This is a genomic window from Streptomyces sp. NPDC048018 (assembly GCF_043202995.1).
Classification (GTDB): Bacteria; Actinomycetota; Actinomycetes; order Streptomycetales; family Streptomycetaceae; genus Streptomyces.
This window is the reverse complement of the sequence record NZ_JBIDBK010000006.1, coordinates 46,227-71,062: the sequence shown is the minus strand read 5'-3', so window position 1 is coordinate 71,062 and position 24,836 is coordinate 46,227. Positions and strand designations below refer to the sequence as shown.

At 71.9% G+C, this 24,836-nt stretch carries 24 protein-coding genes and 1 riboswitch; of the genes, 11 read left to right on the top strand and 13 right to left on the bottom strand.

Going from position 1 to position 24,836, the window contains the following annotated elements; genetic code table 11:
* Window positions 1–82: 82 nt before the first annotated feature.
* From ACGF1Z_RS23630 to ACGF1Z_RS23615, 4 genes are all read right to left on the bottom strand, one after another.
* Window positions 83–1,603 carry a glycoside hydrolase family 3 protein gene (locus tag ACGF1Z_RS23630; RefSeq protein ID WP_393007072.1) on the bottom strand — a complete coding sequence of 507 codons (1,521 nt, stop codon included), beginning with the start codon at window positions 1,601–1,603 and terminating at the stop codon, window positions 83–85.
* Window positions 1,604–1,613: 10 nt separating this feature from the next.
* Window positions 1,614–2,495, bottom strand: a complete 882-nt coding sequence (locus ACGF1Z_RS23625) for a carbohydrate ABC transporter permease (protein ID WP_393007070.1) — start codon at window positions 2,493–2,495, stop codon at window positions 1,614–1,616.
* Window positions 2,492–3,484, bottom strand: coding sequence for a carbohydrate ABC transporter permease (locus ACGF1Z_RS23620; protein WP_393007068.1), 993 nt, complete (start codon window positions 3,482–3,484; stop codon window positions 2,492–2,494). The genes ACGF1Z_RS23625 and ACGF1Z_RS23620 overlap by 4 nt, the downstream gene beginning before the upstream one ends.
* A 75-nt stretch (window positions 3,485–3,559) precedes the next feature.
* Window positions 3,560–4,843 (bottom strand): extracellular solute-binding protein, encoded by a 1,284-nt coding sequence (locus tag ACGF1Z_RS23615; protein WP_393007066.1) that lies wholly within the window; start codon window positions 4,841–4,843, stop codon window positions 3,560–3,562.
* 290 nt (window positions 4,844–5,133) lie between these two features.
* Between ACGF1Z_RS23615 and ACGF1Z_RS23610 the strand changes: the two genes are divergently transcribed.
* From ACGF1Z_RS23610 to ACGF1Z_RS23585, 6 genes are all read left to right on the top strand, one after another.
* A complete protein-coding gene (locus ACGF1Z_RS23610; RefSeq protein ID WP_365338744.1) occupies window positions 5,134–5,898 on the top strand; it encodes a GntR family transcriptional regulator in 765 nt (254 codons plus the stop codon).
* Window positions 5,899–6,008: 110 nt separating this feature from the next.
* Window positions 6,009–6,263 carry a DUF3311 domain-containing protein gene (locus ACGF1Z_RS23605; RefSeq protein ID WP_393007063.1) on the top strand — a complete coding sequence of 85 codons (255 nt, stop codon included), beginning with the start codon at window positions 6,009–6,011 and terminating at the stop codon, window positions 6,261–6,263.
* The gene (gene mctP, locus ACGF1Z_RS23600) at window positions 6,260–7,879 is read left to right on the top strand and encodes a monocarboxylate uptake permease MctP (protein ID WP_393007061.1); all 1,620 of its coding nucleotides are present in this window, start codon (window positions 6,260–6,262) and stop codon (window positions 7,877–7,879) included. The genes ACGF1Z_RS23605 and mctP overlap by 4 nt, the downstream gene beginning before the upstream one ends.
* Window positions 7,880–8,003: 124 nt before the next feature.
* The gene (locus ACGF1Z_RS23595; protein WP_393007059.1) at window positions 8,004–8,513 is read left to right on the top strand and encodes a GNAT family N-acetyltransferase; all 510 of its coding nucleotides are present in this window, start codon (window positions 8,004–8,006) and stop codon (window positions 8,511–8,513) included.
* Between the two features lie 43 nt (window positions 8,514–8,556).
* Window positions 8,557–8,694, top strand: a riboswitch (cobalamin riboswitch).
* 127 nt (window positions 8,695–8,821) lie between these two features.
* The gene (locus ACGF1Z_RS23590; protein WP_393007057.1) at window positions 8,822–11,173 is read left to right on the top strand and encodes a ribonucleoside-diphosphate reductase subunit alpha; all 2,352 of its coding nucleotides are present in this window, start codon (window positions 8,822–8,824) and stop codon (window positions 11,171–11,173) included.
* Complete coding sequence (locus ACGF1Z_RS23585; RefSeq protein WP_393007055.1) at window positions 11,173–12,189, top strand: ribonucleotide-diphosphate reductase subunit beta; 1,017 nt, start codon at window positions 11,173–11,175, stop codon at window positions 12,187–12,189. Before ACGF1Z_RS23590 ends, ACGF1Z_RS23585 begins: the two co-directional genes overlap by 1 nt.
* A gap of 76 nt (window positions 12,190–12,265) precedes the next feature.
* Here the strand turns inward: ACGF1Z_RS23585 and def are convergent, their stop codons facing one another.
* From def to ACGF1Z_RS23545, 8 genes are all read right to left on the bottom strand, one after another.
* Entirely contained in the window at window positions 12,266–12,892 is a 627-nt protein-coding gene (gene def, locus ACGF1Z_RS23580) for a peptide deformylase (protein ID WP_393007053.1), read from the bottom strand.
* A gap of 67 nt (window positions 12,893–12,959) precedes the next feature.
* Entirely contained in the window at window positions 12,960–13,940 is a 981-nt protein-coding gene (locus tag ACGF1Z_RS23575; protein WP_393007051.1) for a tetratricopeptide repeat protein, read from the bottom strand.
* Between the two features lie 79 nt (window positions 13,941–14,019).
* Complete coding sequence (locus tag ACGF1Z_RS23570; RefSeq protein ID WP_393007049.1) at window positions 14,020–15,291, bottom strand: HD domain-containing protein; 1,272 nt, start codon at window positions 15,289–15,291, stop codon at window positions 14,020–14,022.
* A complete protein-coding gene (locus ACGF1Z_RS23565) occupies window positions 15,288–16,886 on the bottom strand; it encodes an HD-GYP domain-containing protein (RefSeq protein WP_393007047.1) in 1,599 nt (532 codons plus the stop codon). The genes ACGF1Z_RS23570 and ACGF1Z_RS23565 overlap by 4 nt, the downstream gene beginning before the upstream one ends.
* A 157-nt stretch (window positions 16,887–17,043) precedes the next feature.
* Complete coding sequence (gene rsrA / locus ACGF1Z_RS23560; protein ID WP_393007045.1) at window positions 17,044–17,355, bottom strand: mycothiol system anti-sigma-R factor; 312 nt, start codon at window positions 17,353–17,355, stop codon at window positions 17,044–17,046.
* Complete coding sequence (locus tag ACGF1Z_RS23555) at window positions 17,352–18,008, bottom strand: sigma-70 family RNA polymerase sigma factor (RefSeq protein ID WP_345485741.1); 657 nt, start codon at window positions 18,006–18,008, stop codon at window positions 17,352–17,354. Before ACGF1Z_RS23555 ends, rsrA begins: the two co-directional genes overlap by 4 nt.
* Before the next feature lie 255 nt (window positions 18,009–18,263).
* Window positions 18,264–18,896, bottom strand: coding sequence for an alpha/beta family hydrolase (locus ACGF1Z_RS23550; RefSeq protein WP_393007043.1), 633 nt, complete (start codon window positions 18,894–18,896; stop codon window positions 18,264–18,266).
* An 80-nt stretch (window positions 18,897–18,976) separates the two neighbouring features.
* Window positions 18,977–19,792: an SOS response-associated peptidase gene (locus ACGF1Z_RS23545; RefSeq protein WP_393007041.1), complete on the bottom strand. Its 816-nt coding sequence runs from the start codon at window positions 19,790–19,792 to the stop codon at window positions 18,977–18,979.
* Window positions 19,793–19,842: 50 nt separating this feature from the next.
* Here ACGF1Z_RS23545 and ACGF1Z_RS23540 point away from each other — a divergent pair, with 50 nt between their 5' ends.
* The 4 genes from ACGF1Z_RS23540 (at window position 19,843) to ACGF1Z_RS23525 (ending at window position 23,355) form a co-directional block, all read left to right on the top strand.
* A complete protein-coding gene (locus ACGF1Z_RS23540; RefSeq protein WP_393007039.1) occupies window positions 19,843–20,529 on the top strand; it encodes a M50 family metallopeptidase in 687 nt (228 codons plus the stop codon).
* 52 nt (window positions 20,530–20,581) lie between these two features.
* The gene (aroA, locus tag ACGF1Z_RS23535; RefSeq protein WP_393007037.1) at window positions 20,582–21,910 is read left to right on the top strand and encodes a 3-phosphoshikimate 1-carboxyvinyltransferase; all 1,329 of its coding nucleotides are present in this window, start codon (window positions 20,582–20,584) and stop codon (window positions 21,908–21,910) included.
* 3 nt (window positions 21,911–21,913) lie between these two features.
* Entirely contained in the window at window positions 21,914–22,924 is a 1,011-nt protein-coding gene (gene rsgA, locus ACGF1Z_RS23530) for a ribosome small subunit-dependent GTPase A (protein ID WP_393007035.1), read from the top strand.
* Window positions 22,925–23,031: 107 nt separating this feature from the next.
* On the top strand, window positions 23,032–23,355 hold the full coding sequence (locus ACGF1Z_RS23525) for a DMT family transporter (protein WP_393007033.1): 324 nt from the start codon (window positions 23,032–23,034) through the stop codon (window positions 23,353–23,355).
* Here the strand turns inward: ACGF1Z_RS23525 and ACGF1Z_RS23520 are convergent.
* Window positions 23,247–23,927: a TetR/AcrR family transcriptional regulator gene (locus ACGF1Z_RS23520; RefSeq protein ID WP_393007031.1), complete on the bottom strand. Its 681-nt coding sequence runs from the start codon at window positions 23,925–23,927 to the stop codon at window positions 23,247–23,249. The genes ACGF1Z_RS23525 and ACGF1Z_RS23520 overlap by 109 nt on opposite strands.
* 106 nt (window positions 23,928–24,033) lie before the next feature.
* Here ACGF1Z_RS23520 and hisN point away from each other — a divergent pair, with 106 nt between their 5' ends.
* Window positions 24,034–24,828, top strand: a complete 795-nt coding sequence (gene hisN / locus ACGF1Z_RS23515; RefSeq protein WP_393007029.1) for a histidinol-phosphatase — start codon at window positions 24,034–24,036, stop codon at window positions 24,826–24,828.
* Window positions 24,829–24,836: the final 8 nt, after the last annotated feature.

Sequence of the window (24,836 nt, the reverse complement as noted above, 5' to 3'; positions counted from 1 at the left end):
CCGCGCACCCGGGTACGCGAAGGGGCCCGGCACCTGATCCAGGTGCCGGGCCCCTTTCCCGTACGCGGCCGGGGCCGCCGGCTCAGCGGCCGGCGATGACCTCGGCGGCCGCACGGCCGCAGACGCGGGCGGCGCCGTGGGTGGCGATGTGCAGGGCGCCCCGGGGCTCCGACTCGTTCAGGCCCATCTCCACCACCACGGTCTCGGGACGGGCGGCGAGCAGGGCGTCCAGGGCCCCGGCCATCCACGGGTGCCGGTGGGCGTCCCGGACGACGGCGACCACGCGCCGCTCCCCGGCGGCGGCCAGGACGGCGTCCGCCGGGGCCTCGGCGCCGTAGGAGCCGGTCGCGGTGCCCGGGAGCAGCCGCTCGAGCTCGGCGGCGATTCCCCACGGGGTCTCGTCGCCCACGGCGAAGTTGGCGACCGGGGTGAAGGAGGCCACGTAGGGCGCGGCGGTGACCGGCTCGTACGGGCGCTCGCCGGGCGTGACCCTGAGGGCCCTGCGGGCGGCGACGAGACCCACGTCGGTGCCGGGCGCGGTCCCCTCCTGTGACGCCGCGCCCGGCCCCGATCCAGCCCCCCTGACCCGGTGCGCCTGGGTCCAGGACGCCAGGGCGCGCACGCGCGCCGCGGCGTCGGCCAGCCGCTCCTCGGGCAGTTCACCGGTCCGTACCGCGTTCACCAGCGCGTCGCGCAGGCGCAGTACGGTGTCCTCATCGGCCAGCCCGCCGCCGACGCAGATGGCGTCGGCGCCCGCGGCGATCGCGAGGACGGATCCGCGCTCGATGCCGTACGTCGACGAGATGGCCTGCATCTCCATCCCGTCGGTGACGATCAGCCCCTCGAAGCCCAGCTCCCGGCGCAGCAGACCGGTGAGGATCTGCGGGCTCAGGGTGGCCGGACGGTCGGGGTCGAGTGCGGAGAGCAGGATATGCGCGCTCATCACGGCTTTGGTACCCGCGGCGATGGCGGCGCGGAAAGGTGCCAGCTCACGGGCGTGCAGTGTGGCGAGGTCCACATCGATCCGCGGCAGCGCGTGGTGCGAGTCCACGTTGGTGTCGCCGTGTCCGGGGAAGTGCTTGGTGCACGCGGCGACGCCCACGGACTGCAGGCCGTCGACGTACGCCACGGTGTGCCGGGCGACCAGGGCGGGGTCGGCGCCGAAGGAGCGGACCCCGATGACCGGGTTGTCGGCGTTGGAGTTGACGTCGGCGGAGGGCGCCCAGTTGAGGTCGACGCCGCACTCGGCGAGCCGGCGGCCGAGCTCGCGGGCCACGGCCCGGGTGAGCTCGACGTCGTCGACGCTGCCGAGGGCGTAGTTGCCGGGGAAGGAGGAGCCCTCCTTGACCTCCAGGCGGGTGACGTCGCCGCCCTCCTCGTCGATGGCGACCAGGACGTCGTCCCGCTCGGCGCGCAGCTGCGCGGTGAGCGCGGCCAGCTGCTCGGGGGCGGCGATGTTGCGCCCGAAGAGGCCGACCGAGGAGAGCCCCTCGCCGATCCGCCGGAGCAGCCAGTCGGGAGCGGTGGTGCCGACGAATCCGGGCTGGAGGACGGTGAGCGCGTCCCGGGTCAGGGTGTCGGTGCCCGTTGCGAGAGTGGTCATGAGGCGGACGTCATCCCTTCACGGCGCCGGCCGTCAGACCCGCGGCCATCTTGCGCTGGACGAGGAGGAAGAGGATCACGATGGGGACGGCCATCATGGTCGAGCCGGCCATCATCGGGGCGTACTCGGTGCCGTTCTTGGTGATGAAGTTGCCGAGCCAGACGGTGGCCGTCTGGTTCTGCTGGCTCATCAGCATCAGGGCGTAGAGGTACTCGTTCCAGGCCTGGATGAAGCCGTAGACCGAGGTGGCGACCATGCCCGGGGCCAGCAGCGGGAAGACGACGCGGAGGAAGGCGCCGGTGGGGGTGCAGCCGTCGACCTGGGCGGCCTCCTCCAGCTCCTTCGGGATGTTGACGATGAAGCCGCGCAGGGTCCACACCGTGAAGGGCAGGATGAAGGTCAGGTAGGTGATGATCAGGCCGCTGAGCTTGTCGTACTGCCCGAGGTCGTTGAGCATCAGGAAGACCGGGATGATCATGGCGACGAGCGGGACCATCTGGACGGCGAGGATGCCGACGATGACGATCTTGCGGCCCCGGAAGGCGAAGCGGGAGATGGCGAGGGCGGCGAGCAGGCCGACCGCGATGCCGATGACGACCACGACGGTGGAGACCAGGAGGCTGCGGGTGACCGGGCCCCAGAAGTCCGCGATGTCCAGGGCGCGCTTGAAGTTCTCCAGCGTGAAGGTGGACGGGAAGAAGTGCGGGTCCGGGTCGATCGCGTCCTTGGCCGGCTTGAAGGCCGTGTTGATCATCCAGTAGACCGGGAAGCCGGCCGTGACGAAGACGAGCAGGCCGAGCAGGTTCCAGCCGAGCTTCGACTTGCGCGGACGGCGGGTGACCGCGGGAGCCCTGGTGACGCTCGCGCCGCCCTGTGCGTTCGCTGCGCTCACTCCACATCTCCGATCTTGAGCATCTGGCGCATGTAGACCGCCACGACGCCGAGCAGCAGCACGACCGTGACGAGCGCGATCGCGGAGCCGGTGCCGTAGTCGTTGACGACGAACGCCTTGTCGAAGGAGTACGTCGTGAGCAGCTGGAACTCGGCCTCGGGGTGGCCGTTGCGCATCACGTAGACCTGCGGGAAGACACCCATGTCCCAGATCACCGAGAGCGTCGTCAGCATGACGATGATGGGCTTGAGGATGGGCAGGGTGACGTACCGGAAGACGCCCCAGGCGCCGGCGCCGTCGAGGCGGGCGGCCTCTTCGAGTTCCTTGGGCACCTGGGTGAGGCCGGCGCTCAGGGTGATGACCACGAAGGGCACGGCGCCCCAGACCACCAGGAGCATGATGACGGCCAGGCCCTCGGGGCCGCTGGCGAACCAGTTGTGGCCGACCATGTCGACGCCGGGGAGGCGGCTGAGCAGCCAGTTGAGGACGCCGTAGTCGGCGTCGAAGAGCCACTTGAAGATGGCGGTGGCGACGATGATGGGCATGCCCCAGCTCGCCACCAGCACGACGTTGATCAGCACCTTGACCCAGGCCGAGACGCGCTGGAGGAGCAGGGCGATCATCATGCCGAGGACCATGGTGACGATCACGGCGCCGGCCGCGAAGATCACGGTCCGCAGCACGACGGCCCAGAACTCGGCGTCGCCGAGGATGTTGGTGAAGTTGTCCAGGCCGGCCGACTCGGGCTCCTGGAAGCCCCAGAGCTGCGGCTGGCCGAACTTCTGGAACGAGAGGGTGACCAGCCGGATCAGCGGATAGCCGAGCACCAGCAGGAGCACGAGCAGACATGGCGCGAGGAGCAGCCATGGGATCCCGGCCCCGCCCTTGGACTTCCCGCCTCGGGGGGCGGGCGTTCCGGCTCGGGAGCCGGATGGTGGCGATTGCCGCACCGGCGGCACCTTCGCGGTGGTTGTGTCTGCGGCACTCATCCCGTGCTCCTCAACGGTCCCTCTCGTGGTACGGGCGGCAGGGCCCCGTCACGGCGACGGGGCCCTGCTCGAAGGTCACTTGGTGTTGATGACCTTGTCGATCGCGGCGTCGGCGTCCTTGGCCGCCTGCTCGACCGACTTCTTTCCGTTGGCGATCTCGATGAGCATCGTCTTGAGGGTCTGGGCCTTCTCGACCTGGCCCCAGCCGGGGGCGGTCGGGACGAACCAGCTGGACTCGGCCGCGGTCGCCGGGACGGCGGTGGCCGGGTCGTTCTTCAGGGGAGCGAGGTCCGCCTTGTTGTTGGGCAGGTTGCCCTTGGCGATGAGGCCCTTCTGGCCCTCGGCGCCGGTGAAGGCGGCGATCCACTCGCCGGCCACGCCCTGCGCCTTGGACTTGACCGGGATGGCCAGGTCCGAGCCGCCGAGGAAGACGGGGAGGTTCTTGCCGGACGGGCCGGGCATCACGAAGTTCTCGAGCTTGTCCTTCAGCCCGCCGACCTTGTCGGACTTCGGGTCGGCGGCGGTGGCGCCCTCCCAGCCGGCGGCGAAGATCGTCGCGGACTTGCCCTGGCCGAAGACGACGGGACGGTCGGACTCGTCCTTCGTCTTGTCGCCGTGCATGTACTTGTCGACGATGTTCTTGTACTCGGTGAGGCCCTTGACGGACTCGGGCGAGGAGAGGTTCGCCTTCCAGTTCTCGCCGTCCTGCTTGGCGATGGAGCCGCCGGCCTCGTAGACGAAGGACATCGCGGCGTACCAGTCCGGCGACGGCTGGTACCAGGCGCTGAACTTGTCGCCCTTCTTCTTCTGGATGGCGTCGAGCGCGGCGGTCAGCTCGGCCCAGGTCTTCGGGGCGGCCTTGACGCCCGCCTCGGCGGCGATGTCCTTGCGCCAGGTGCCCACGCGGCCACCGGCGTAGTAGGGGACACCGTAGGTCTTGCCGTTGTAGGTGACGGAGTCCTTGAGGGCGTCCAGCCACTTGTCGGAGTTCTCGAACTTCGACGGGTCGACCTCGGCGAAGGCGCCCTTGGCCATGTAGCTGATCATCTCGGAGTTGCCCATCTCGACAACGTCCGGGGCCTTGTCGGTCGCGAGCACCGCGTCGAGCTTGGTGTTCTTGTCCGGCCAGCCGTAGTACTCGTGCTTGATCTTGATGCCGGGGTGCTTCTTGGTCACCGCGTCGTCGGCGGCCTTGACCAGCTCCGGCCAGTTGTTCTGGGCGTCGACCGTGAGCCAGACGGTGAGTTCCTTGGCGTCTCCGCCGGCCTTCGCCCCGCCCTTGTCGTCGGAGCCTCCACACGCGGCAATGCTGACCATCATGCCCGCGACGCCGATCGCCGCGATGAGCTTGCGCTTCACGCCACCCTCCTCAGGGATGCCTGCTCCCCCTCCCACCGCGCGAAGACGCGAGACATACGTCGAGTACTGCTGTGGGGCTGGGACCTGGTCTTTAATGGTGTAGACCAGTACCCGGAGCTTGGCCTAGACCTTTAGGGGTGTCAAGGGTGTATAAGAAGGGCAGTCGGGTCCGTTATCGGACCGACACCTGAGGGAGGGCGACGACCCGTGACCGGTCCGTGCCACCATGTGAGCCGCGACAGACGGAGGAGCCGGTGACGGCAGCAGCACAGGAGTCGGGAAGGCAGGCCATGGCCACGGACGCGGGCAGCACGGAGACAGAGGGCGGCGCAGCCACCCGTACCGCGCGCGTGCCCAAGTACTACCGACTGAAGCGGCACTTGCTCGACATGACGGAGACCCTGCCGCCCGGCACCCCGGTCCCGCCCGAGCGCACCCTTGCCGCCGAGTTCGACACCTCGCGCACCACCGTGCGCCAGGCCCTGCAGGAGCTGGTGGTCGAGGGCCGCCTGGAGCGGATCCAGGGCAAGGGCACCTTCGTGGCCAAGCCCAAGGTCTCGCAGGCCCTGCAGCTCACCTCGTACACCGAGGACATGCGGGCACAGGGCCTGGAGCCCACCTCGCAGCTCCTCGACATCGGCTACGTCACCGCCGACGACACCCTGGCCGGGCTGCTCGACATCTCCGCCGGCGGCCGGGTGCTGCGGATCGAGCGCCTCCGCCTGGCGAGCGGCGAGCCGATGGCCATCGAGACCACCCACCTGTCCGCCAAGCGCTTCCCCGCGCTGCGGCGTTCCCTGGTGAAGTACACCTCCCTCTACACCGCGCTCGCCGAGGTGTACGACGTGCGGCTGGCCGAGGCCGAGGAGACCATCGAGACCTCGCTGGCGACCCCGCGCGAGGCCGGCCTGCTCGGCACCGACGTGGGCCTGCCGATGCTGATGCTGTCCCGGCACTCCTTCGACGAGCAGGGCGAGCCGGTCGAGTGGGTGCGCTCGGTCTACCGCGGCGACCGCTACAAGTTCGTGGCCCGCCTGCAGCGCCCCAACGGCTGACCTCCCGTCATGACACCTGATCCGTTATACGGACAGGGGTTCCTAACAGCGGGACCGTCCCCTAGATTTCCCCGTCATCACGAGGTGATCAGTGAGGGGACGGTTTCGCCATGTCAGAAGCGACACAAGGGAAACAACCGGTCATCACGCCGTTGAGGGTGGTCATCGCGCTCTGCCTCTTCGCGCCGTTCGTCGCGATGCTCTGGGTGAGTTCGTACGCGAAGGTGGACCCGATCCTGATCGGCGTCCCGTTCTTCTACTGGTACCAGATGCTCTGGGTGCTGGTCTCCACCGTGCTCACCGTGATCGCGTACAAGCTGTGGCAGCGCGACCAGCGCGCCCGCAAGGGGGGTGACGCGCGATGAAGGACGGCGTGAACGGCGTCGCGCTCGGCGTCTTCGTGTTCTTCTTCCTGGCCGTCACGGTCATGGGCTTCCTGGCCGCGCGCTGGCGCCGGGCCGAGAGCGACACCCTCGACGAGTGGGGTCTCGGCGGCCGGTCCTTCGGCACCTGGGTCACCTGGTTCCTGCTCGGCGGCGACCTCTACACGGCGTACACCTTCGTCGCCGTCCCGGCGGCCATCTACGCGGCGGGCGCGGCCGGCTTCTTCGCGGTGCCGTACACGATCCTGGTCTACCCACTGATCTTCACCTTCCTGCCCCGCCTGTGGTCGGTCTCCCACAAGCACGGCTACGTCACCACCTCCGACTTCGTCCGCGGCCGCTTCGGCTCCAAGGGCCTGTCGCTGGCGGTCGCCGTCACCGGCATCCTCGCCACCATGCCCTACATCGCGCTCCAACTCGTCGGCATCCAGGCCGTCCTGGACGTGATGGGCGTCGGCGGCGGCGAGAACACCAACTGGTTCGTCAAGGACCTGCCGCTGCTCATCGCCTTCGGCGTCCTGGCCGCGTACACCTACTCGTCCGGACTGCGCGCGCCCGCGCTGATCGCGTTCGTCAAGGACACGCTGATCTACATCGTCATCGCGGTGGCGATCATCTACATCCCGATCAAGCTGGGCGGCTTCGACGAGATCTTCGCCAAGGCCGGCGAGGCCTACGCGACGGTCAACCCCGCCACGGGCAAGCCCAAGGGCGCGCTGGTGCCCGGCGACGCGGGTCAGTGGACCTACGCCACGCTGGCGCTGGGGTCGGCGCTCGCCCTGTTCATGTACCCGCACTCGATCACCGCGACGCTCTCCTCCAAGAGCCGTGAGGTGATCCGCCGCAACACCACGATCCTGCCGCTGTACTCGCTGATGCTGGGTCTGCTCGCGCTGCTCGGCTTCATGGCCATCGCGGCCGGCGTCACGGTGAAGAACGGTCAGCTCGCCATCCCGCAGCTCTTCGAGAACATGTTCCCGGACTGGTTCGCGGGCGTGGCCTTCGCCGCGATCGGCATCGGCGCGCTGGTGCCCGCCGCGATCATGTCGATCGCCGCGGCCAACCTGTTCACGCGCAACATCTACAAGGACTTCCTCAAGCCCGACGCGACCCCCGCGCAGGAGACCAAGGTCTCCAAGCTGGTCTCGCTGCTGGTGAAGGTCGGCGCCCTGGTCTTCGTCCTCACCATGGACAAGACGGTCGCCATCAACTTCCAGCTGCTCGGCGGCATCTGGATCCTGCAGACCTTCCCCGCCCTGGTCGGCGGTCTGTTCACCCGCTGGATGCACCGCTGGGCGCTGCTCGCCGGCTGGGCCGTCGGCATGGTCTACGGCACGGCCGCCGCGTACGGGGTCGCCAGCCCCACCCAGAAGCACTTCGGCGGCTCCGCGGCCGAGATCCCGGGCATCGGCGAGATCGGCTACATCGGCCTCACCGCCTTCGTGCTCAACGTCCTCGTCACCGTCGTCCTCACCCTCGTCCTGCGGGCCGTGGGCACGCCGGACGGCGTCGACGAGACCTCGCCCGAGGACTACACCGCGGACGCCGGCGACCCGGGCGTCTCCACCGACCTGCCGAAGGTCGGCGCCGGTCACTGAGCCCGGCACGGCTCCGACGGCCGCCGGGACCCCTGCCAGGGGGTCCCGGCGGCCGTGTGTTGCGGACGCGCGAAGTCCGGGGCACCGGCGCCCGCGGAGCGGACGGCCCGCGGGAGACTGGAGCATGGACTTCACGATCAGAGATGTACGGCCGGAGGAGTACGAGACCCTCGGCGAGATCACCGGCCGGGCCTACCTGGACGACGGGCACCTCCTGCGCGGCGAGGACGACTGGTACCTGGGCCATCTGCGGAACGTGGCCGGACGGGCCGAGGTGGCCGACGTCCTGGTGGCCGTGGGCGAGGAGGGCGCCCTCCTCGGCGGCGTCACCTTCGTCCCGGCCCCCGGGGTGATGGGCGACCGCGCCAAGCCCGGAGAGACCGAGATCCGGATGCTGGCCGTGGCTCCCGCCGCCCGCGGCCGCGGCGTCGGCGAGGCGCTCGTCCGGGCCTGCGTCGATCGCGCCCGGGCCGTCCCGGGCTGTGCGCGGATCGTCCTGTCGACCCAGACCGGGATGCGCACCGCGCACCGCATCTACGAACGCCTGGGCTTCCTCCGCGCCCCGGAACGGGACTGGGCCCCCATCCCCGAGCGGCCCGAATTCGTACTTCTCTGCTACGCCCTGGAGTTGTAGGGAAACACACGACACACAACATGTGGGGGGTGCCATCAGAGGCGCCCCCCACATGTATGCTCGTGCTCGCTGTCGCCGCAGGGGAATCCGGTGGAAATCCGGAACTGTCCCGCAACGGTGTGCTTCGTGCATTTCGTCGTACGAGCGAGTCCGAAGACCTGCCGACAGTGCGCCCGGTCCGTCCGTTCCGGGTGCCACAGACGTCCGGGCCTCGCGGAGTGGGCCGGTGGACGCGGCGCCGCCGTGCGTGCGGCCGCCCGTTCCCGCCTCCCGCCCTGGCCCCGAGCCGAGCGAGGGAGAGCCCCCACGTGACCATCGCGCCCGCCGATCCGGCCGCAGCGATCGAGAGCGACGGCCCCGGGACCGTACTCCTGCGGACCCTGACCGATCTCACCGCCGATCTCCCGGACACCGACCCCGGCAAGGTCGCCGCCGCCGCCCTGCGCGGCCGGCACGCCGGCTCGGACGAGGCGGAGCTGCGCGAGCTGGCCACCGAGGCCGCCGCGGGCCTGATCGCCGAGGACCCGGCCTACTCCCGGCTCGCCGCCCGGCTGCTGACGCTCACCATCGCCGAGGAGGCCGCCGGCCAGGGCGCGGTCTGCTTCTCCGCCTCCGTCGCCGTGGGTCACCGCGAGGGGCTGATCGCCGACCGCACCGCCGAGTTCGTCGCCCTGCACGCCGACCGGCTCGACGGGACGATCGACCTCGCCGCCGACGACCGCTTCGGCTACTTCGGTCTGCGCACCCTCTACTCGCGCTACCTGCTGCGCCACCCGATCACCCGCAAGGTGATCGAGACGCCGCAGCACTTCATGCTCCGCGTCGCCGCCGGCCTCGCCGAGGACGACTCCGTCCGCGCCCTGGACGAAGTGGCGGCGCTGTACGGGCTGATGAGCCGGCTCGACTACCTGCCGTCCTCCCCCACCCTGTTCAACTCCGGCACCCGCCACCCGCAGATGTCGTCCTGCTACCTGCTCGACTCGCCGCAGGACGAGCTGGACTCCATCTACGACCGCTACCACCAGGTCGCGCGCCTGTCGAAGCACGCCGGCGGCATCGGTCTGTCCTACTCCCGGATCCGCGCCCGCGGTTCGCTGATCCGTGGCACCAACGGACACTCCAACGGCATCGTCCCCTTCCTGAAGACCCTCGACGCCTCGGTCGCCGCCGTGAACCAGGGCGGCCGCCGCAAGGGCGCCGCCGCCGTCTACCTGGAGACGTGGCACGCGGACATCGAGGAGTTCCTGGAGCTCCGCGACAACACCGGCGAGGACGCCCGCCGCACCCACAACCTGAACCTGGCGCACTGGATCCCGGACGAGTTCATGCGCCGGGTCAACGCGGACGCCGAGTGGTCGCTGTTCTCCCCGGCGGACGTTCCCGAACTGGTCGACCTGTACGGCGAGGAGTTCGACGCGGCCTACCGTGCCGCCGAGGCCAGGGGCCTGGCCCGGAAGACCATGCCGGCCCGTGACCTGTACGGCCGGATGATGCGGACCCTCGCGCAGACCGGCAACGGCTGGATGACCTTCAAGGACGCCTCCAACCGCACCGCGAACCAGACCGCCGAGCCCGGCACGGTCGTCCACTCCTCGAACCTCTGCACCGAGATCATCGAGGTCACGAACGACGGCGAGACGGCCGTCTGCAACCTCGGCTCGGTCAACCTGGGCGCTTTCGTGGCCGGTTCGGACCTGGACTGGGAGCGGCTCGACGAGACCGTCCGCACGGCCGTCACCTTCCTCGACCGGGTCGTCGACATCAACTTCTACCCGACCGAGCAGGCCGGGCGCTCCAACGCCCGCTGGCGCCCGGTGGGCCTGGGCGCGATGGGCCTCCAGGACGTGTTCTTCCAGCTGAAGCTGCCCTTCGACTCCCCCGAGGCGCGGGCGCTCTCCACCCGGATCGCCGAGCGCATCATGCTCGCCGCGTACGAGGCCTCCGCCGACCTGGCCGAGCGCAGCGGCCCCCTGCCGGCCTGGGAGCAGACCCGCACCGCCCGCGGCGTGCTGCACCCCGACCACTACGACGTGACGTTGAACTGGCCCGAGCGCTGGGCCGCGCTGCGCGAGCGGATCGCCGCCGTCGGCATGCGCAACAGCCTGCTGCTGGCCATCGCCCCGACCGCCACGATCGCCTCGATCGCCGGCGTGTACGAGTGCATCGAGCCGCAGGTCTCCAACCTGTTCAAGCGCGAGACGCTGTCCGGCGAGTTCCTCCAGGTCAACTCGTACCTGGTCGACGAGCTCAAGCGGCTCGGCGTGTGGGACGCGCAGACCCGCGAGGCGCTGCGCGACGCCAACGGCTCGGTGGCCGGCTTCGGCTGGGTCCCGGCCGAGGTCCGCGAGCTGTACCGCACGGCCTGGGAGATCCCGCAGCGCGGTCTGATCGACATGGCGGCGGCCCGTACGCCGTTCCTGGACCAGTCGCAGTCCCTGAACCTGTTCATGGAGACGCCGACCATCGGCAAGCTGTCGTCGATGTACGCGTACGCCTGGAAGCAGGGCCTGAAGACCACGTACTACCTGCGCTCGCGCCCGGCGACCCGGATCGCCCGCGCCGCCCAGGCCAGCACCGTCCCCGTCCAGCAGGCGGCGCCCGACGCCGACGCCGTCGCCTGCTCCCTTGAGAACCCCGAGTCCTGCGAGGCCTGCCAGTAATGACGACGTCCGCCGAAAAGAACCTGCTGGACCCGGGCTTCGAACTGACCCTCCGCCCGATGCGCTACCCGGACTTCTACGAGCGCTACCGGGACGCGATCAAGAACACCTGGACCGTCGAGGAGGTCGACCTCCACTCGGACGTCGCCGACCTCGCCAAGCTCACCCCCGGTGAGCAGCACATGATCGGGCGCCTGGTCGCCTTCTTCGCGACCGGCGACTCGATCGTGGCCAACAACCTGGTCCTGACGCTGTACAAGCACATCAACTCCCCGGAGGCGCGCCTGTACCTGTCGCGCCAGCTCTTCGAGGAGGCCGTGCACGTCCAGTTCTATCTGACGCTGCTCGACACCTATCTGCCCGACCCGGACGACCGTGCGGCGGCCTTCGCGGCCGTCGAGAACATCCCGTCGATCCGCGAGAAGGCGCAGTTCTGCTTCAAGTGGATGGACTCGGTCGAGAAGATCGACCGCCTGGAGAGCCGGGCCGACCGCCGCCGCTTCCTGCTGAACCTGATCTGCTTCGCCGCCTGCATCGAGGGGCTGTTCTTCTACGGCGCCTTCGCCTACGTGTACTGGTTCCGGTCGCGCGGTCTGCTGCACGGCCTGGCCACCGGCACCAACTGGGTGTTCCGCGACGAGACGATGCACATGAACTTCGCCTTCGAGGTCGTGGACACCGTCCGCAAGGAGGAGCCCGACCTCTTCGACGACGAGCTCCGGCAGCAGGTCACCGACATGCTGAAGGAGGCCGTCGAGGCCGAGCTCCAGTTCGGCCGCGACCTGTGCGGCGACGGCCTGCCGGGCATGAACACCGAGTCGATGCGGGCGTACCTCCAGTGCGTCGCCGACCAGCGCCTGACCCGCCTGGGCTTCGCCCCGGTGTACGGCTCGGAGAACCCGTTCGGCTTCATGGAGCTCCAGGGCGTCCAGGAGCTGACCAACTTCTTCGAGCGCCGCCCGTCCGCCTACCAGGTGGCGGTCGAGGGCTCGGTGGACCTGGACGAGGACTTCTAGCCCGCCGGTCCGCACCGGTACGCCGAAGGGCCCCGCTCCACGGGGGGAGCGGGGCCCTTCGGCATGTCCACGAGCGTCAGTCGTTCGCGACGACGGGGTAGCGCGGCGTGCCCTCCTCCATCTGGCGCAGGGCGTCCTTGCGGTCGCGCTTCGACAGGCGGTCGATGTAGAGGCGGCCGTAGAGGTGGTCCGTCTCGTGCTGGAGGCAGCGGGCGAAGTAGCCGGTGCCGCGGACCCGGATCGGGTTGCCCGCCAGGTCCTGGCCGCGCACCACGGCGTAGTCGGGGCGGGCCAGCTCGGCGTACGCGGTCGGGACCGACAGGCAGCCCTCGTTCGCCTCGTCGAGGACGCGGAGCTCGGCCGGCAGGTCCTCCAGGACCGGGTTGACGACGTGGCCGACGTGGCGGACGCCCTCGTCGTCCATGCAGTCGTACACGAAGACCTTCAGGTCCACGCCGATCTGGTTCGCGGCGAGGCCGACGCCCTCGGCGGTGCGCTGGCTCGCGAACATGTCGTCGATCAGCTGGGACAGCTCGTCGCCGAACTCCGTGACGTCCTTGCACTCGCGGTGGAGGACGGGGTTGCCGACGACCGTGATGGGCCGCGAGGTGCCCCGCTCACGGTGGGCGAGCTCACGCTCCTCGCAGTCCTCCGTGTCCACGATGAAGTCGTCGATCTGCTCGTCCGTCTGCTGCTGCGCCATCTCCGGCCGCGCCTTCCCTGAAACCCGATTCCGTCAGGGGACAGCCTACGGGCCCGGACATCCCTGCTCAGCAGACCTCTTCGAGATCCCGCCACTCCCGGCTGTCCGGACTGTCCGCGACCCAGCCGTCGAGGAGGCCGCGGACCAGGCCCGCGGGGGCGGCGATGCCGCACTCGCGCTCCGGGACCCACAGCTCGCCGGGCGAGCGGTGCCCGAGCGGGCCGGGGTGGCCGGGCTCGCTGTGGTCGTGCGGGTCCAGGTGCTCGCCCTCGCCCTCGGCGCTGGGCATGGTCGACTCCGAGCAGGCCCGGCAGAGCAGCCGTACGGAGGACGACCAGTCCTCGGCGGCGAAGCCGGCATCGGCAGCGAGCTGCTCCAGTGCGTCCCGGTCGGCCTCGGTGGCGGCCTCCAGGAGGACCACCCAGGTGGGCACCGGTGACGGGGCCCACAGCTCGATCTCGTCGAAGACGGGGTACGAGGGGCCGGCGCTCGTGGTGCGCTCGCCGTTCGGCACACCGTCGTGGAGGACGACCTCGCCCCAGCGGCGGCCGGAGGAGGGCAGCGGGATGGACAGCACCTCGATCCGGGCCGGGTCCAGCCGGCGGCCCCACACGACCTCGGCCTCGCCCTCCGGGGAGAGCCGCACGGCCGCGCTGCCCAGGTCCATGCCGGCCGGCTCGCCGGTGCCCGCCGAGGCCCCCGGGACCTTGAGCCCGTAGGCCTGCCAGGCGCGGCGGGCCAGCGGCCAGTCCTGCAGGGCGGTGGCGGCGATGCCCACGTTCCACCAGTCGGGGGCGCCGGTCTCCTTGTCGAGCAGCGCGACGGCGCGCAGCCCGGCGGCCCGGGCCTGCTCCCAGTCGTGCCGGAACTTGTGCAGCAGGGCCAGGTTGAACCAGGACTCGGAGAGCCAGGGCTCCAGGTCCGCCGCGCGCGTCAGCAGCGCCCCCGCGTCCTCGTACCGGCCGTCGCCGATCAGCGTGAACGCGCGGTCGGTGGCCTGCCGCCACGAGGCGGAGGGCCGATGCCGTACCTTCCCGAAGATCCTCACGATTCCCGCCTGCCGGTCGCTTCACCCTCTTGTTCGCATCCAACCATGCCCGGTCGGACGCGCGCTCATTACCCATGGGTTACCCCGGTGGGACGGGGGCGACGCCCGTCGGGACACCTCCGCGTGCCAGGACCCTCGCCAGGGATTCGACCACGTCGGGGTGGTGGTCGCGCGCGGTGCCGAGCCGCAGCCGCTCCAGGGCGCCGAGACCGCCGCCCGCGCTGCCGGCGGCGAAGTCGTCGTAGGCGTTGACGGTGCGGACGATCCGGGCGGACAGCGGCTGCTCCCGGTACGGGTCGGCCTGCCGCTCGACGACCACGGCGACGGCCTCCGGGACGCCGCTCTGGCGCACCACGGCGCCGCCGAGCAGGGCGATCCGGCGCTGTTCCTCGGCCGGCAGCGAGGCGGTGGCGCCGCCGTCGACGGGGTCGACGAGCGAGAGCTGTCCGATGTCGTGCATGAGCGCAGCGTGTTCGAGGACGGTCAGCTCGGTCCCGGACAGGCCGAGCTCCCGGCCCACGGCCCGGCTGAGCGCGGCCACCCGGTGGGCGTGGCCGTGCGGGGTGCAGCCGGCGATCTCGGTGGCGCGGGCGAGCGAGGCGATGGTCTGCCGGTTGGTGGTGCGCACGGCCGCGTACCGCCGGAAGGAGACCTGGGCGAGCAGCAGCGGTACGGCGAAGACGGGCAGTGCCCACAGCCCGGCGACGGCGACGCCGAGCGCCATCACGGTGCCGGTGGCGCAGACGGCGGAGCCGATGCCGAGCAGGGCGCGCAGCTCGTCGCGGAGCAGCGGACCGTAGGGGTGGCCGGTGCGGGCACGGTGCAGCAGGGCGGCGAGGACGGCGTCGCACAGGGCGGTGAGCAGGAGCAGCAGGAGCAGGAAGAGGGCGTAGGAGGGGCCGCGGCCGAGATGGGCGGTGAGGGTGCCGGCGTTGTAGAGGGGCTGGAAGCAGAGCGCGGTGAAGCCGACGGTGAGGGTGCGCCGGGCCAGCTGGTCGCGGTCGGGGCCGCGGCCGCGGGCCACGTGGGGCACGATCCCGGCGAGGCCGGCCGCCACGACGACGGCGACGGTCTGGAGGACGCCGTGGGTGCTCGCCTGGCCGCCGTTCTGCCCGAGCAGGGCGTACGCGAGGGCACCGGCGGCGGCCACCGGGGCCGGTTCCCGCTCGCCGGGCTGGGCGCCCCGGCGGGCGAGCTCGCCGAGGGCGATGAGGAGGCCGAAGGCGAGGGCGCTGCCCGGTTCGTCGACGCCCTGCCAGAGGGTGGCGCCGAGGCCGGCGAGGGTCAGCAGCAGGGCGGCCCCGTGGACGGCGCGGACGGTGACGCGCCCGGCGCGCCCGTGCGGTCTCACGACGGATCCTCCGGGGACGCGGCCGTGGTCGCCTCGGCGGACGCTCCCACCCCACCGGTCTCTCTGGTGCCGGTCCGCTCGGTGCGGGCCCCGCGCGCTCGGGCACCGGCGGCCGCCCTCGTGGTGCCGGCTTCGCCGCTGCCGGTGCGGTCCGTGCCGGGCTGCGCCGTGCGTTGGGCGGGGACGGCGGGCTCGTCGGCGGTGACCTCGGTCCGCCAGCCGTGCCGGCGCAGGGCACGGGCCAGGGCGTCGACCATGCGCGGGTCGAAGTGGGTGCCGGCGCACCGCTCCAGTTCGGCGAGGGCCGTCCCGACGGGGCGGGCCCTGCTGTACGAGCGGGTGGAGGTCATGGCGTCGAAGGCGTCGGCGACGGCGACCACGCGCGCGTACTCGGGGATCTGCCGGCCCTTGAGGCCGTACGGATAGCCGCTGCCGTCCATGCGTTCGTGGTGGTGCAGGATCGCCGTGCGGGCCTCGCCGAGGAAGCCGATGCCGCGGACCATCTCGTGGCCGTACTCGGGGTGCAGCTCGATGACCCGGCGTTCCTCGGGGGTGAGCGGCCCGTCCTTGCGGAGCACCCGGGTCGGCACGCCGAGCTTGCCGACGTCGTGGAGGATGCCGGCGAAGCGGACGACCTCCAGGCGCGGCTCGTCCATGCCGAGCTCACGGGCGATCAGGACGGAGGCGTGACCGACCCGTTCGCTGTGGCCGCGGGTGTAGCGGTCCTTGATGTCGACGGCCTGGACGAGGGCCCGGATGGTGGCCTGGTGCGCCGCGCGTTCGCGGTGGTACTGGGCGAAGCTCCAGCAGGAGATGTACATGGGCAGCAGCACGAAGAGGGCGGCGACCGGCCCGTAGCTGCTGCGCCAGAGCACGGCCATCATCAGTCCGGCGAGTCCGTGCACGGCGTGCGGGGCGAGGGCCCGGCCGAGCAGCCCGCGCCAGGCGGTGCGCGGGGGGAGCTGTTCGGCGGTGGCGCGGATGCCGCCGTCGAGGGCGGTGAGGACCAGGCAGAAGGCGAGCGCGGCGCCCCCGGCCGGCAGCAGCACGTACGGGAAGTCCGGGGTGTCGGGCCCGCGTCCGAGGGCCCCCGGGCGCTGGAGGGACTGCCCGGCCACGGCCGCGGCCCAGACGGCCAGGGCGAGCTGGGCGGCCCGCCAGGCCCGGCGCAGGGCGAAGGGCGGCCGCTCGACGCGGGAGAGCAGGGCGCCGGGCACGGCGGCGAGCGCGGCGGCGGCCGGCGGCAGGAGCAGCGCGGCGGCGAGCAGGACGGGGAAGAAGGAGCCGGTGCCCGGGGACACGTGGGCGGACCCCGGGGCGCCGCGGAAGGCGCGGCCGACGAACCGGCAGCGGCCGGGCAGTTCGCACACCGCGTAGAGGGCGGCGAGCAGCAGGACGGTCGGCCAGGGGGTGCCGGCGCCGGGGCGTAACGCGGGCAGGCCGAGCGCGACGGCGACGAGCAGGGCGCAGCAGACGTAGGCCCGTGCCGCCCGGGGCACGGCCCGGGACCGCCGGGCGGGCTTCGACCGTGCGGCGGCCTTCGACCGAACGGCCCTCGCCCGCGGAATGACCTTCGCGCCCATCACGCCCGTCACGCTAGCGATTCGACGCGGCGGGGGCGGGCGGCCCGGACCGATTCGCACCATCGGGTGATACAAGCCGATCAGCCGACGGACACACCGGTGCGGGTCCGGGACCGGGTACGCCGAAGGCCGGGCGAGAGCCTCGCCCGGCCTTCGGGCCGTGTGCCGGCTACTGCTCCTGCGAGGTCACCGGAGCGGCCGTGGCGTCCTGCTCGGGGAGCAGGTGCCCCTCGCGGATCATCTCGATCCGGCCCATCACCTTGGCCCGCAGGTCGATCGGCACGTCGTCGCTGCCGCAGCAGCGCTTGACGAGCTTCTTGACGGCCTGCTCCAGGCCGTACTTCTCCAGGCACGGGGAGCACTCCTCGAAGTGCACCTCGAACTTGGTGCATTCACCGTCGGGCATCTCCCGGTCGAGGAACTCGTAGAGGTGGTCCAGGACCTCAGAGCAGTCCGTCTCGTGCGGCTCTCCGCAGCTCATGAGCCCGAGCCTTTCAGATCGTGCGTCGACTCTCCGGCGCCCGCGGGAACCAGCCCGCGCTCACGGGCGTAGTCCTCGAGCATGCCGCGCAGCTGGCGGCGGCCCCGGTGCAGTCGGGACATCACCGTACCGATGGGTGTCCCCATGATGTCCGCGATCTCCTTGTACGCAAAGCCCTCGACGTCGGCGAGGTAGACGGCGATGCGGAACTCCTCGGGGATCGCCTGCAGCGCTTCCTTCACGTCGGAGTCGGGGAGGTGGTCGAGGGCCTGCGACTCCGCGGACCGCAGTCCGGTCGACATGTGCGACTCGGCGCGGGCGAGCTGCCAGTCCTCGATCTCCTCGGCAGCGGAGCGCTGGGGCTCACGCTGCTTCTTGCGATACGAGTTGATGAAGGTGTTCGTGAGGATGCGGTACAGCCACGCCTTGAGGTTCGTGCCCTCACGGAACTGGTGGAAGGATCCGTACGCCTTGGCGTAGGTCTCCTGCACCAGGTCCTCCGCGTCCGCGGGGTTGCGCGTCATGCGCAGCGCGGCCGAGTACATCTGGTCGAGGTAGCCGAGGGCGTCCCGCTCGAAGCGCGCGTTGCGCTCCTCGGTCGTCTCCTCGGGGCCGTCGTCGGTCCCTGTGTCGGTCCCAGTGACCGGACCCACCTCCTCCAGCGCTGCGGCGAATCCGAACGCGGACCCGCTCGCTTCGGAGGATAGACGAGGAACCCCTCCGCCCGCCGCCCGAATAGGGGCGGTCCTAGGCCCGGGCAGCACCGTCCAGTCGAGGTCAGCGGCCTGCGGGCGCTTCGGACAGATGGTCGGACCCATACGGCGGACTCCCTCTTCCTTGGTCTCTCCGGCACCGATGTCCCTCACAACAGCGGTCCCCCGTTCCGCATTCCCGCAGCGACCGTGCGGTCACCGAAGTGACGCGATCCACCCCGAGACCTCGCGGACGATCATGTCGACCGCCTCTTCCTGGGTGAGCGTCGCCCGCTTGGGCACGGCGAAGCCGTGGTCGCCGAACGGGACCTCGGCGAGGGTGTAGGGGCCGTCCGGGAACTCCGCGGGCCTCCCGAAGGGGTCGTTGCCGCCCTGCACGACGAGCGTGGGCACGCCCGCCCCCAGGAGTTCGTCACCTCGCGACTTCTCCGGCCTGCCCGGCGGGTGCAGCGGGAAGCTCAGCGCGAGCACGGCGCCCGCCCCGAGCTCGCGTGCGGTCCGGCAGGCCACCCGGGCGCCCGCGCTGCGCCCGCCGGCGATCACCGGCAGGCCGGGGGCGGCGAGCACGGGCCACAGCCCGCGCCAGCCGGTGTCCAGGGTCTTCGGGGCGGGGGCGACCTTCTTCCCGGCCACCCGCCAGGGCTGCTCGACGAGGGCCACCGTCACCCCTTCGGCGGGCAGCGCGGCGGCGAGGGCCTGGAGGTCGCGGGCCTCGATGCCGCCGCCCGCGCCGTGGCTCACGGCGAGCACGGTCCAGGGCTTCCTGGCGGCGGCCCAGGTGATCCGGGCGTCCCCGGCGTCGGTCGGAACGATCTCGCTCTTCGTCACGCCCCCATCCTGCACCGCCGGGACGCGCGGACCCGGCTCATGAGGCCCCGGTGTCCCGGCGCACGAGGCCCCGGCGGGGCTCAGAAGAGGGTTCCCTCCTCCGGTCCCTCCAGTTCCTTCAGCAGCTCGGCCCCGTTGTTCCGTACGTTGCTGACCGCCGTCGACACCGGATAGGCCCGCATCAGGCCCTCCGGCGGCGGGGCGAGCAGTCCGCGCAGCTCGTCGAGCGCGGTGCGGGACGGGTCCAGCCAGGCGTCCCAGCGGTCCGGCGTCAGCATCAGCGGCATCCGCGGGTGGATGTCGGCGAGCGAGGCCGGGCCCTCGGCGGGCGCGACACCCAGCGGAGCGGTCTCCGCCTCGGTGGTGACCACCGAGCAGGTCACCCACCAGGCCTGCGGGTGGGCGTCGGGCAGGGTGCGGTCCCGCCAGAACTCGTACAGGCCGGCCATGGCGAAGACCGAGCCGTCGGCGGGGGTCACGAAGTAGGGCTGCTTGCGGGGCCGCTTCCGCTTCCCCTCGACCTCCAGGTCCCGCTCGGCGGCGCCGGTCACCCACTCGTAGTAGCCGTCGGCGGGCACGATGCAGCGGCGGGCGGCGAAGGCCTTCTTGAAGGAGGGCTTCTCGTGCAGGGTCTCGGACCTGGCGTTGATCATCCGGGCGGCGCCCTCCGGGCTCTTCGCCCAGGACGGCACCAGGCCCCACTTCAGTGTGCGCATCTGGCGAACCGGCCGCCGCGATTCCGCGTCTTTGAGAGGACGCTCCAGGATCACGTGGACCTCCTTGGTCGGGGCCACGTTCCAGTCGGGTGCCAGGGTCTCCTCGGGCTCCCACTTCTCGACCTCGAAGACCTCCACGAGATCCTCGGGCCGCCGACTCGCTGCATACCGTCCGCACATGAGTGCCACACTGCCAGGTCCCGTCCCCCGACCGAGGAGCCGTCCGAGAAATGACCGAAGTCCTCGGCACCCAGCCCGCGCCCGCGGAGTGGATCGTGATCGCCACGGCCGTCGCCGCCCTCGCCGCGGTCGTGCCGCGTTCCCTGTGGCGCCTGTCCAGGAACGCGATCACCATCGCGCACGAAGGCGGTCACGGGCTGGTCGCCCTCGTCACCGGGCGCCGGCTCCAGTCCATCCGGCTGCACTCGGACACCAGCGGGCTGACCGTCTCGCGCGGCCGCCCGACCGGCCTCGGCATGATCCTCACGGCCGCCGCCGGCTACACCGCCGCCCCGCTGCTGGGCCTCGGCGGCGCCGCGCTGCTCTCCTCGCACCGGATCACGCTGCTGCTCTGGCTGGCCACGGCGCTGCTCGTGGCGCTGCTGGTGATGGTCCGCAACGCGTACGGGATCTTCACCGTGCTGCTCACCGGCGCGGTGTTCCTCCTGGTGTCCTGGCTGACCTCCCCGGACGTGCAGTCCGTCTTCGCGTACGCGGCGGTCTGGTTCCTGCTGCTCGGCGGCGTACGCCCGGCCTTCGAGCTGCAGGCCAAACGGCGGCACGGAGGGGCCGGGGACTCGGACGCGGACCAGCTCGGCCGGCTCACCCACGTGCCGCCGGCGCTGTGGCTGTTCTTCTTCCACGCGGTCTCGATCTGCTCCCTGATCGGCGGCGGACGCTGGCTGCTCGGCCTGTAGTGGGCGCGCAGCGAGCGTGTAGCGGCCTCCCGTCCCCCCGTACAGTGAGGGCATGACCGAAAGCTCCGCGCCCATCGATCCGCTCACCGGCCTCTGGCCCGCCCCGTACGCCGGCGGCCCCGTCGACGCCACCGTCACCGTGCCCGGATCGAAGTCGGTCACCAACCGGGCCCTGGTGCTCGCCGCCCTGGCCGCCGAACCCGGCTGGGTGCGCCGGCCGCTGCGCTCGCGCGACACGCTGCTGATGGCCGAGGCGCTGCGCACCCTCGGCGTGAAGATCGAGGAGGGCGTGGGCCCGGACGGCTCCGGCGAGGCCTGGCGGGTCCTCCCGGCGGGGCTGCGCGGCCCCGCGACCGTGGACGTCGGCAACGCCGGCACGGTGATGCGCTTCCTGCCGCCGGTCGCGGCCCTGGCCGACGGCCCGGTCCGCTTCGACGGCGACCCGCGCTCCCACGAACGCCCGCTGCACGGGGTGATCGACGCGCTGCGCGCCCTCGGCGCCCGGATCGACGACGACGCGCGCGGGGCGCTGCCGATGACCGTGCACGGCGGCGGCGGTCTGCAGGGCGGTGTCGTGGAGATCGACGCCTCCTCGTCCTCCCAGTTCGTGAGCGCCCTGCTGCTCTCGGGCGCACGCTTCAACCACGGCGTCGAGGTGCGGCACGTCGGCGACCGGCTGCCCTCCCTCCCGCACATCCGGATGACGGTCGACATGCTGCGCGCGGTCGGCGCGCAGGTGGACGAGCCGGAGCACGGCGGGGAGCCCGACGTGTGGCGGGTCGCGCCCTCCGCGCTGCTCGGCCGCGACCTGGTCGTGGAGCCGGACCTGTCGAACGCCCAGCCCTTCCTGGCCGCGGCGCTCGTCACCGGCGGCCGGGTCACGGTGCCGGACTGGCCGGAGCGAACCACCCAGCCGGGTGACGCGCTGCGGGAGATCTTCACCGTCATGGGTGGCTCCTGCGAGCTGACCGAGCGCGGTCTGACCTTCACCGGCTCGGGCCGGATCCACGGCATCGACATCGACCTGGGAGAGGTCGGCGAGCTGACCCCGGGCATCGCGGCCGTCGCCGCGCTCGCGGACTCGCCGTCCACCCTGCGGGGCGTGGCCCATCTGCGGCTGCACGAGACCGACCGGCTCGCCGCGCTCACCAAGGAGATCAACGGGCTGGGCGGCGACGTCACGGAGACCGGGGACGGGCTGCACATCCGCCCGCGTCCGCTGCGCGGCGGGGTCTTCCACACGTACCACGACCACCGGATGGCGACCGCGGGCGCGCTGCTCGGCCTCGCCGTGAAGGGCGTGGAGATCGAGAACGTGCGGACGACCGAGAAGACCTTGCCCGACTTCCCCAGGATGTGGACCGAAATGCTCGGAGCCTGAGCCATGCGGCATTACGGCAAGCGCACCGACGAGGACGACATCCGCCAGCGGCCCAACCGCAAGGGCAACCGTCCCCGGTCCAACATCCGCCCCAAGCACGAGGACGCCGTCGAGGGCATGGTCCTCACCGTGGACCGGGGCCGGCTGACCTGCCTGGTCGACGACCGGGTGGTCCTGGCCATGAAGGCCCGCGAGCTGGGCCGCAAGGCGGCCGTGGTCGGCGACCGGGTCTCCCTGGTGGGCGACCTGTCCGGCGAGAAGGACACGCTGGCGCGGATCGTGCGCATCAGCGAGCGGGACTCGGTGCTCCGCCGTACGGCGGACGACGACGATCCGTACGAGCGGGTGGTCGTCGCCAACGCCGACCAGCTGGCGATCGTGACGGCGCTCGCCGATCCCGAGCCGCGCCCGCGCCTGATCGACCGCTGCCTGGTCGCGGCCTTCGACGGCGGGCTCACCCCCTTCCTGGTGCTGACGAAGTCGGACCTGGCGCCGCCGGAGAAGATCCTGGAGCTGTACGGCGACCTCGACATCCCGTACGTCGTGGTGAACCGCGAGGAGCTGTACGACGGCGGGGCGGCGGACCGGGTGCGCGCGTACCTGGGCGACCGGGTGACCGCCTTCGTCGGGCACTCGGGCGTGGGCAAGACGACCCTGGTGAACGCGCTGGTGCCGGAGGAGCGGCGCCGGATCACCGGCCGGGTGAACGCGGTGACCGGCCGCGGCCGCCACACCACGACCTCGGCGCTCGCGCTGCCGCTCGACAAGGCGGACGGCTGGGTCATCGACACGCCGGGCGTGCGCTCCTTCGGGCTGCACCACGTCGACCCGTCCCGGGTCATCCACGCCTTCCCCGACCTGGAGCCGGGCACGGAGAACTGCCCTCGGGCCTGCTCGCACGACGAGGCGGACTGCGCGCTCGACGCCTGGGTCGAGGAGGGCCACGCCGACCCGGCGCGGCTGTTCTCGCTGCGGCGGCTGCTCGCCACGCGGGAGCGCCGCGAGGGCGACTGACGACGCGTCACCCCTGGCGCCCGCGTTTGCCGACGCGACCTCCTGGTAAGTGCATAATCGCACCAAGTGAGACGAAGCAGTCACCGACGGCGTGGGAGGCACTGACGATGGCGTGGCTGCTGGTGGTGGTCGCCGGGATCCTGGAGACGGGGTTCGCGGTCTGCCTGAAGCTCTCGCACGGCTTCACGCGCCTGTGGCCGACGGTCGCGTTCGCCTGCTTCGCCCTCGGCAGCTTCGGTCTGCTGACGCTCGCCCTGCGCAAGCTCGACGTCGGCCCCGCGTACGCGGTGTGGACCGGGATCGGGGCCGCCGGGACGGCGATCTACGGAATGGTGTTCCTCGGCGACCTGGTGTCCACGCTCAAGATCGTCTCGATCACGCTGGTGATCGTGGGGGTCATCGGCCTCCAGCTGTCGGGTTCCGCGCACTGAGCCGTCGCCCGCGCCGGGGCCACGACGTACGACAGGGCGAGCCGCAACGCCAGCTCGCAGGAGCGGGCGGCGGCGCCGGGATCCTCCGCGAGCAGCGCCGCCGCCCGGTCCCTCGCCTGCAGCAGCAGCTCGCCCGGTGACGGCACCCCGGCGTCCGCACGCCGCTGCTCGGGGACGGCGGCGGCGCGGGCCCCGGTGCGCACGGGCCGGGGGACGGGCAGCCGCTCCCCCCAGGCGCCGGTGAGCAGGGCGCGCAGGACGGGCCGGGCGGCGGCCGTGGCGACGGTCCACTCGGCGACGGCGACCAGACGGCGGCCCGGCGGTCCCGGCTCGGCGAGGACGGTCTCGACGCCGCGCAGGTAGTGGTCGGCCTCTCGCCGCACCAGGGCGCGGGCCAGCCCCTCCTTGCTGCCGAACTCGTTGTAGAGCGTCTGCCGCGAGACCCGCGCGGCGGTGGCGACGTCCACCATCCGCACCGCGGACCAGGGCAGCGCGCCGAGGGCCGCGAGGGCCGCGTCGAGCAGCGCCTCCCGGGCGCTCGGCGCCTTCGGCGGCTTACGGGCAGTCGGCATCGTCGCCTCCCGGCCAGGTCGTCACTGCGCTCAGCGTTGACGCGCGACCACGCACTGTCAAGGCCCACCGCCGACCGATCCCTGTCCGGGGGATAGAGTTTCGACCATGGCCGATTACCACGACGATCTGCGTCTCGCCCATGTCCTCGCGGATGCCGCGGACGCGGCCACGATGGACCGGTTCCAGGCGCTCGACCTGAAGGTCGAGACCAAGCCCGACATGACCCCGGTCAGCGAGGCCGACCGCGCTGCCGAGGAGCTGATCCGCGGTCAGTTGCAGCGCGCCAGGCCGCGGGACGCGATCCTCGGCGAGGAGTACGGCGTCGAGGGCACGGGCCCGCGCCGCTGGGTGATCGACCCCATCGACGGCACCAAGAACTACGTGCGCGGGGTGCCCGTGTGGGCGACGTTGATCGCGCTGATGGAGGCCGGCGACACCGGCTTCCAGCCGGTGGTGGGCGTCGTGTCGGCGCCGGCGATCGGCCGCCGGTGGTGGGCGGCGAAGGGGCTCGGCGCGTACACCGGCCGCAGCCTCGCCAAGGCGACCCGCCTCGGGGTGTCGAAGGTCGGCCGGCTGGAGGACGCCTCGTTCGCGTACTCCAGCCTGACCGGCTGGGAGGAGCGCGGCCGGCTCGACGGCTTCCTCGACCTCGGCCGCGCGGTCTGGCGGACCCGGGCGTACGGCGACTTCTGGCCGTACATGATGGTCGCCGAGGGCTCGGTGGACATCTGCGCGGAGCCGGAGCTGTCCCTGTGGGACATGGCGGCCACGGCGATCGTGGTCCAGGAGGCCGGGGGCACCTTCACGGGTCTCGACGGCCGGCACGGCCCGCACAGCGGCAACGCGGCGGCGTCGAACGGCCTGCTGCACGGCGAGCTGCTCGGCTACCTGGGCGGCTGACCCCTCCT

Bases quoted from the DNA above. Each gene is read 5' to 3' on its own strand.
- ACGF1Z_RS23610 (WP_365338744.1), top strand. From the start codon at position 5,134: ATGGCCACGGACGCGGGCAGCACGGAGACAGAGGGCGGCGCAGCCACC.
- rsgA (WP_393007035.1), top strand. From the start codon at position 21,914: ATGCGGCATTACGGCAAGCGCACCGACGAGGACGACATCCGCCAGCGG.
- rsrA (WP_393007045.1), bottom strand. From the start codon at position 17,355: ATGAGCTGCGGAGAGCCGCACGAGACGGACTGCTCTGAGGTCCTGGAC.
- ACGF1Z_RS23525 (WP_393007033.1), top strand. From the start codon at position 23,032: ATGGCGTGGCTGCTGGTGGTGGTCGCCGGGATCCTGGAGACGGGGTTC.
- ACGF1Z_RS23545 (WP_393007041.1), bottom strand. From the start codon at position 19,792: ATGTGCGGACGGTATGCAGCGAGTCGGCGGCCCGAGGATCTCGTGGAG.
- def (WP_393007053.1), bottom strand. From the start codon at position 12,892: ATGGCGCAGCAGCAGACGGACGAGCAGATCGACGACTTCATCGTGGAC.
- ACGF1Z_RS23620 (WP_393007068.1), bottom strand. From the start codon at position 3,484: ATGAGTGCCGCAGACACAACCACCGCGAAGGTGCCGCCGGTGCGGCAA.
- ACGF1Z_RS23630 (WP_393007072.1), bottom strand. From the start codon at position 1,603: ATGACCACTCTCGCAACGGGCACCGACACCCTGACCCGGGACGCGCTC.
- ACGF1Z_RS23605 (WP_393007063.1), top strand. From the start codon at position 6,009: ATGTCAGAAGCGACACAAGGGAAACAACCGGTCATCACGCCGTTGAGG.
- ACGF1Z_RS23540 (WP_393007039.1), top strand. From the start codon at position 19,843: ATGACCGAAGTCCTCGGCACCCAGCCCGCGCCCGCGGAGTGGATCGTG.
- ACGF1Z_RS23585 (WP_393007055.1), top strand. From the start codon at position 11,173: ATGACGACGTCCGCCGAAAAGAACCTGCTGGACCCGGGCTTCGAACTG.
- hisN (WP_393007029.1), top strand. From the start codon at position 24,034: ATGGCCGATTACCACGACGATCTGCGTCTCGCCCATGTCCTCGCGGAT.
- mctP (WP_393007061.1), top strand. From the start codon at position 6,260: ATGAAGGACGGCGTGAACGGCGTCGCGCTCGGCGTCTTCGTGTTCTTC.
- aroA (WP_393007037.1), top strand. From the start codon at position 20,582: ATGACCGAAAGCTCCGCGCCCATCGATCCGCTCACCGGCCTCTGGCCC.
- ACGF1Z_RS23595 (WP_393007059.1), top strand. From the start codon at position 8,004: ATGGACTTCACGATCAGAGATGTACGGCCGGAGGAGTACGAGACCCTC.
- ACGF1Z_RS23520 (WP_393007031.1), bottom strand. From the start codon at position 23,927: ATGCCGACTGCCCGTAAGCCGCCGAAGGCGCCGAGCGCCCGGGAGGCG.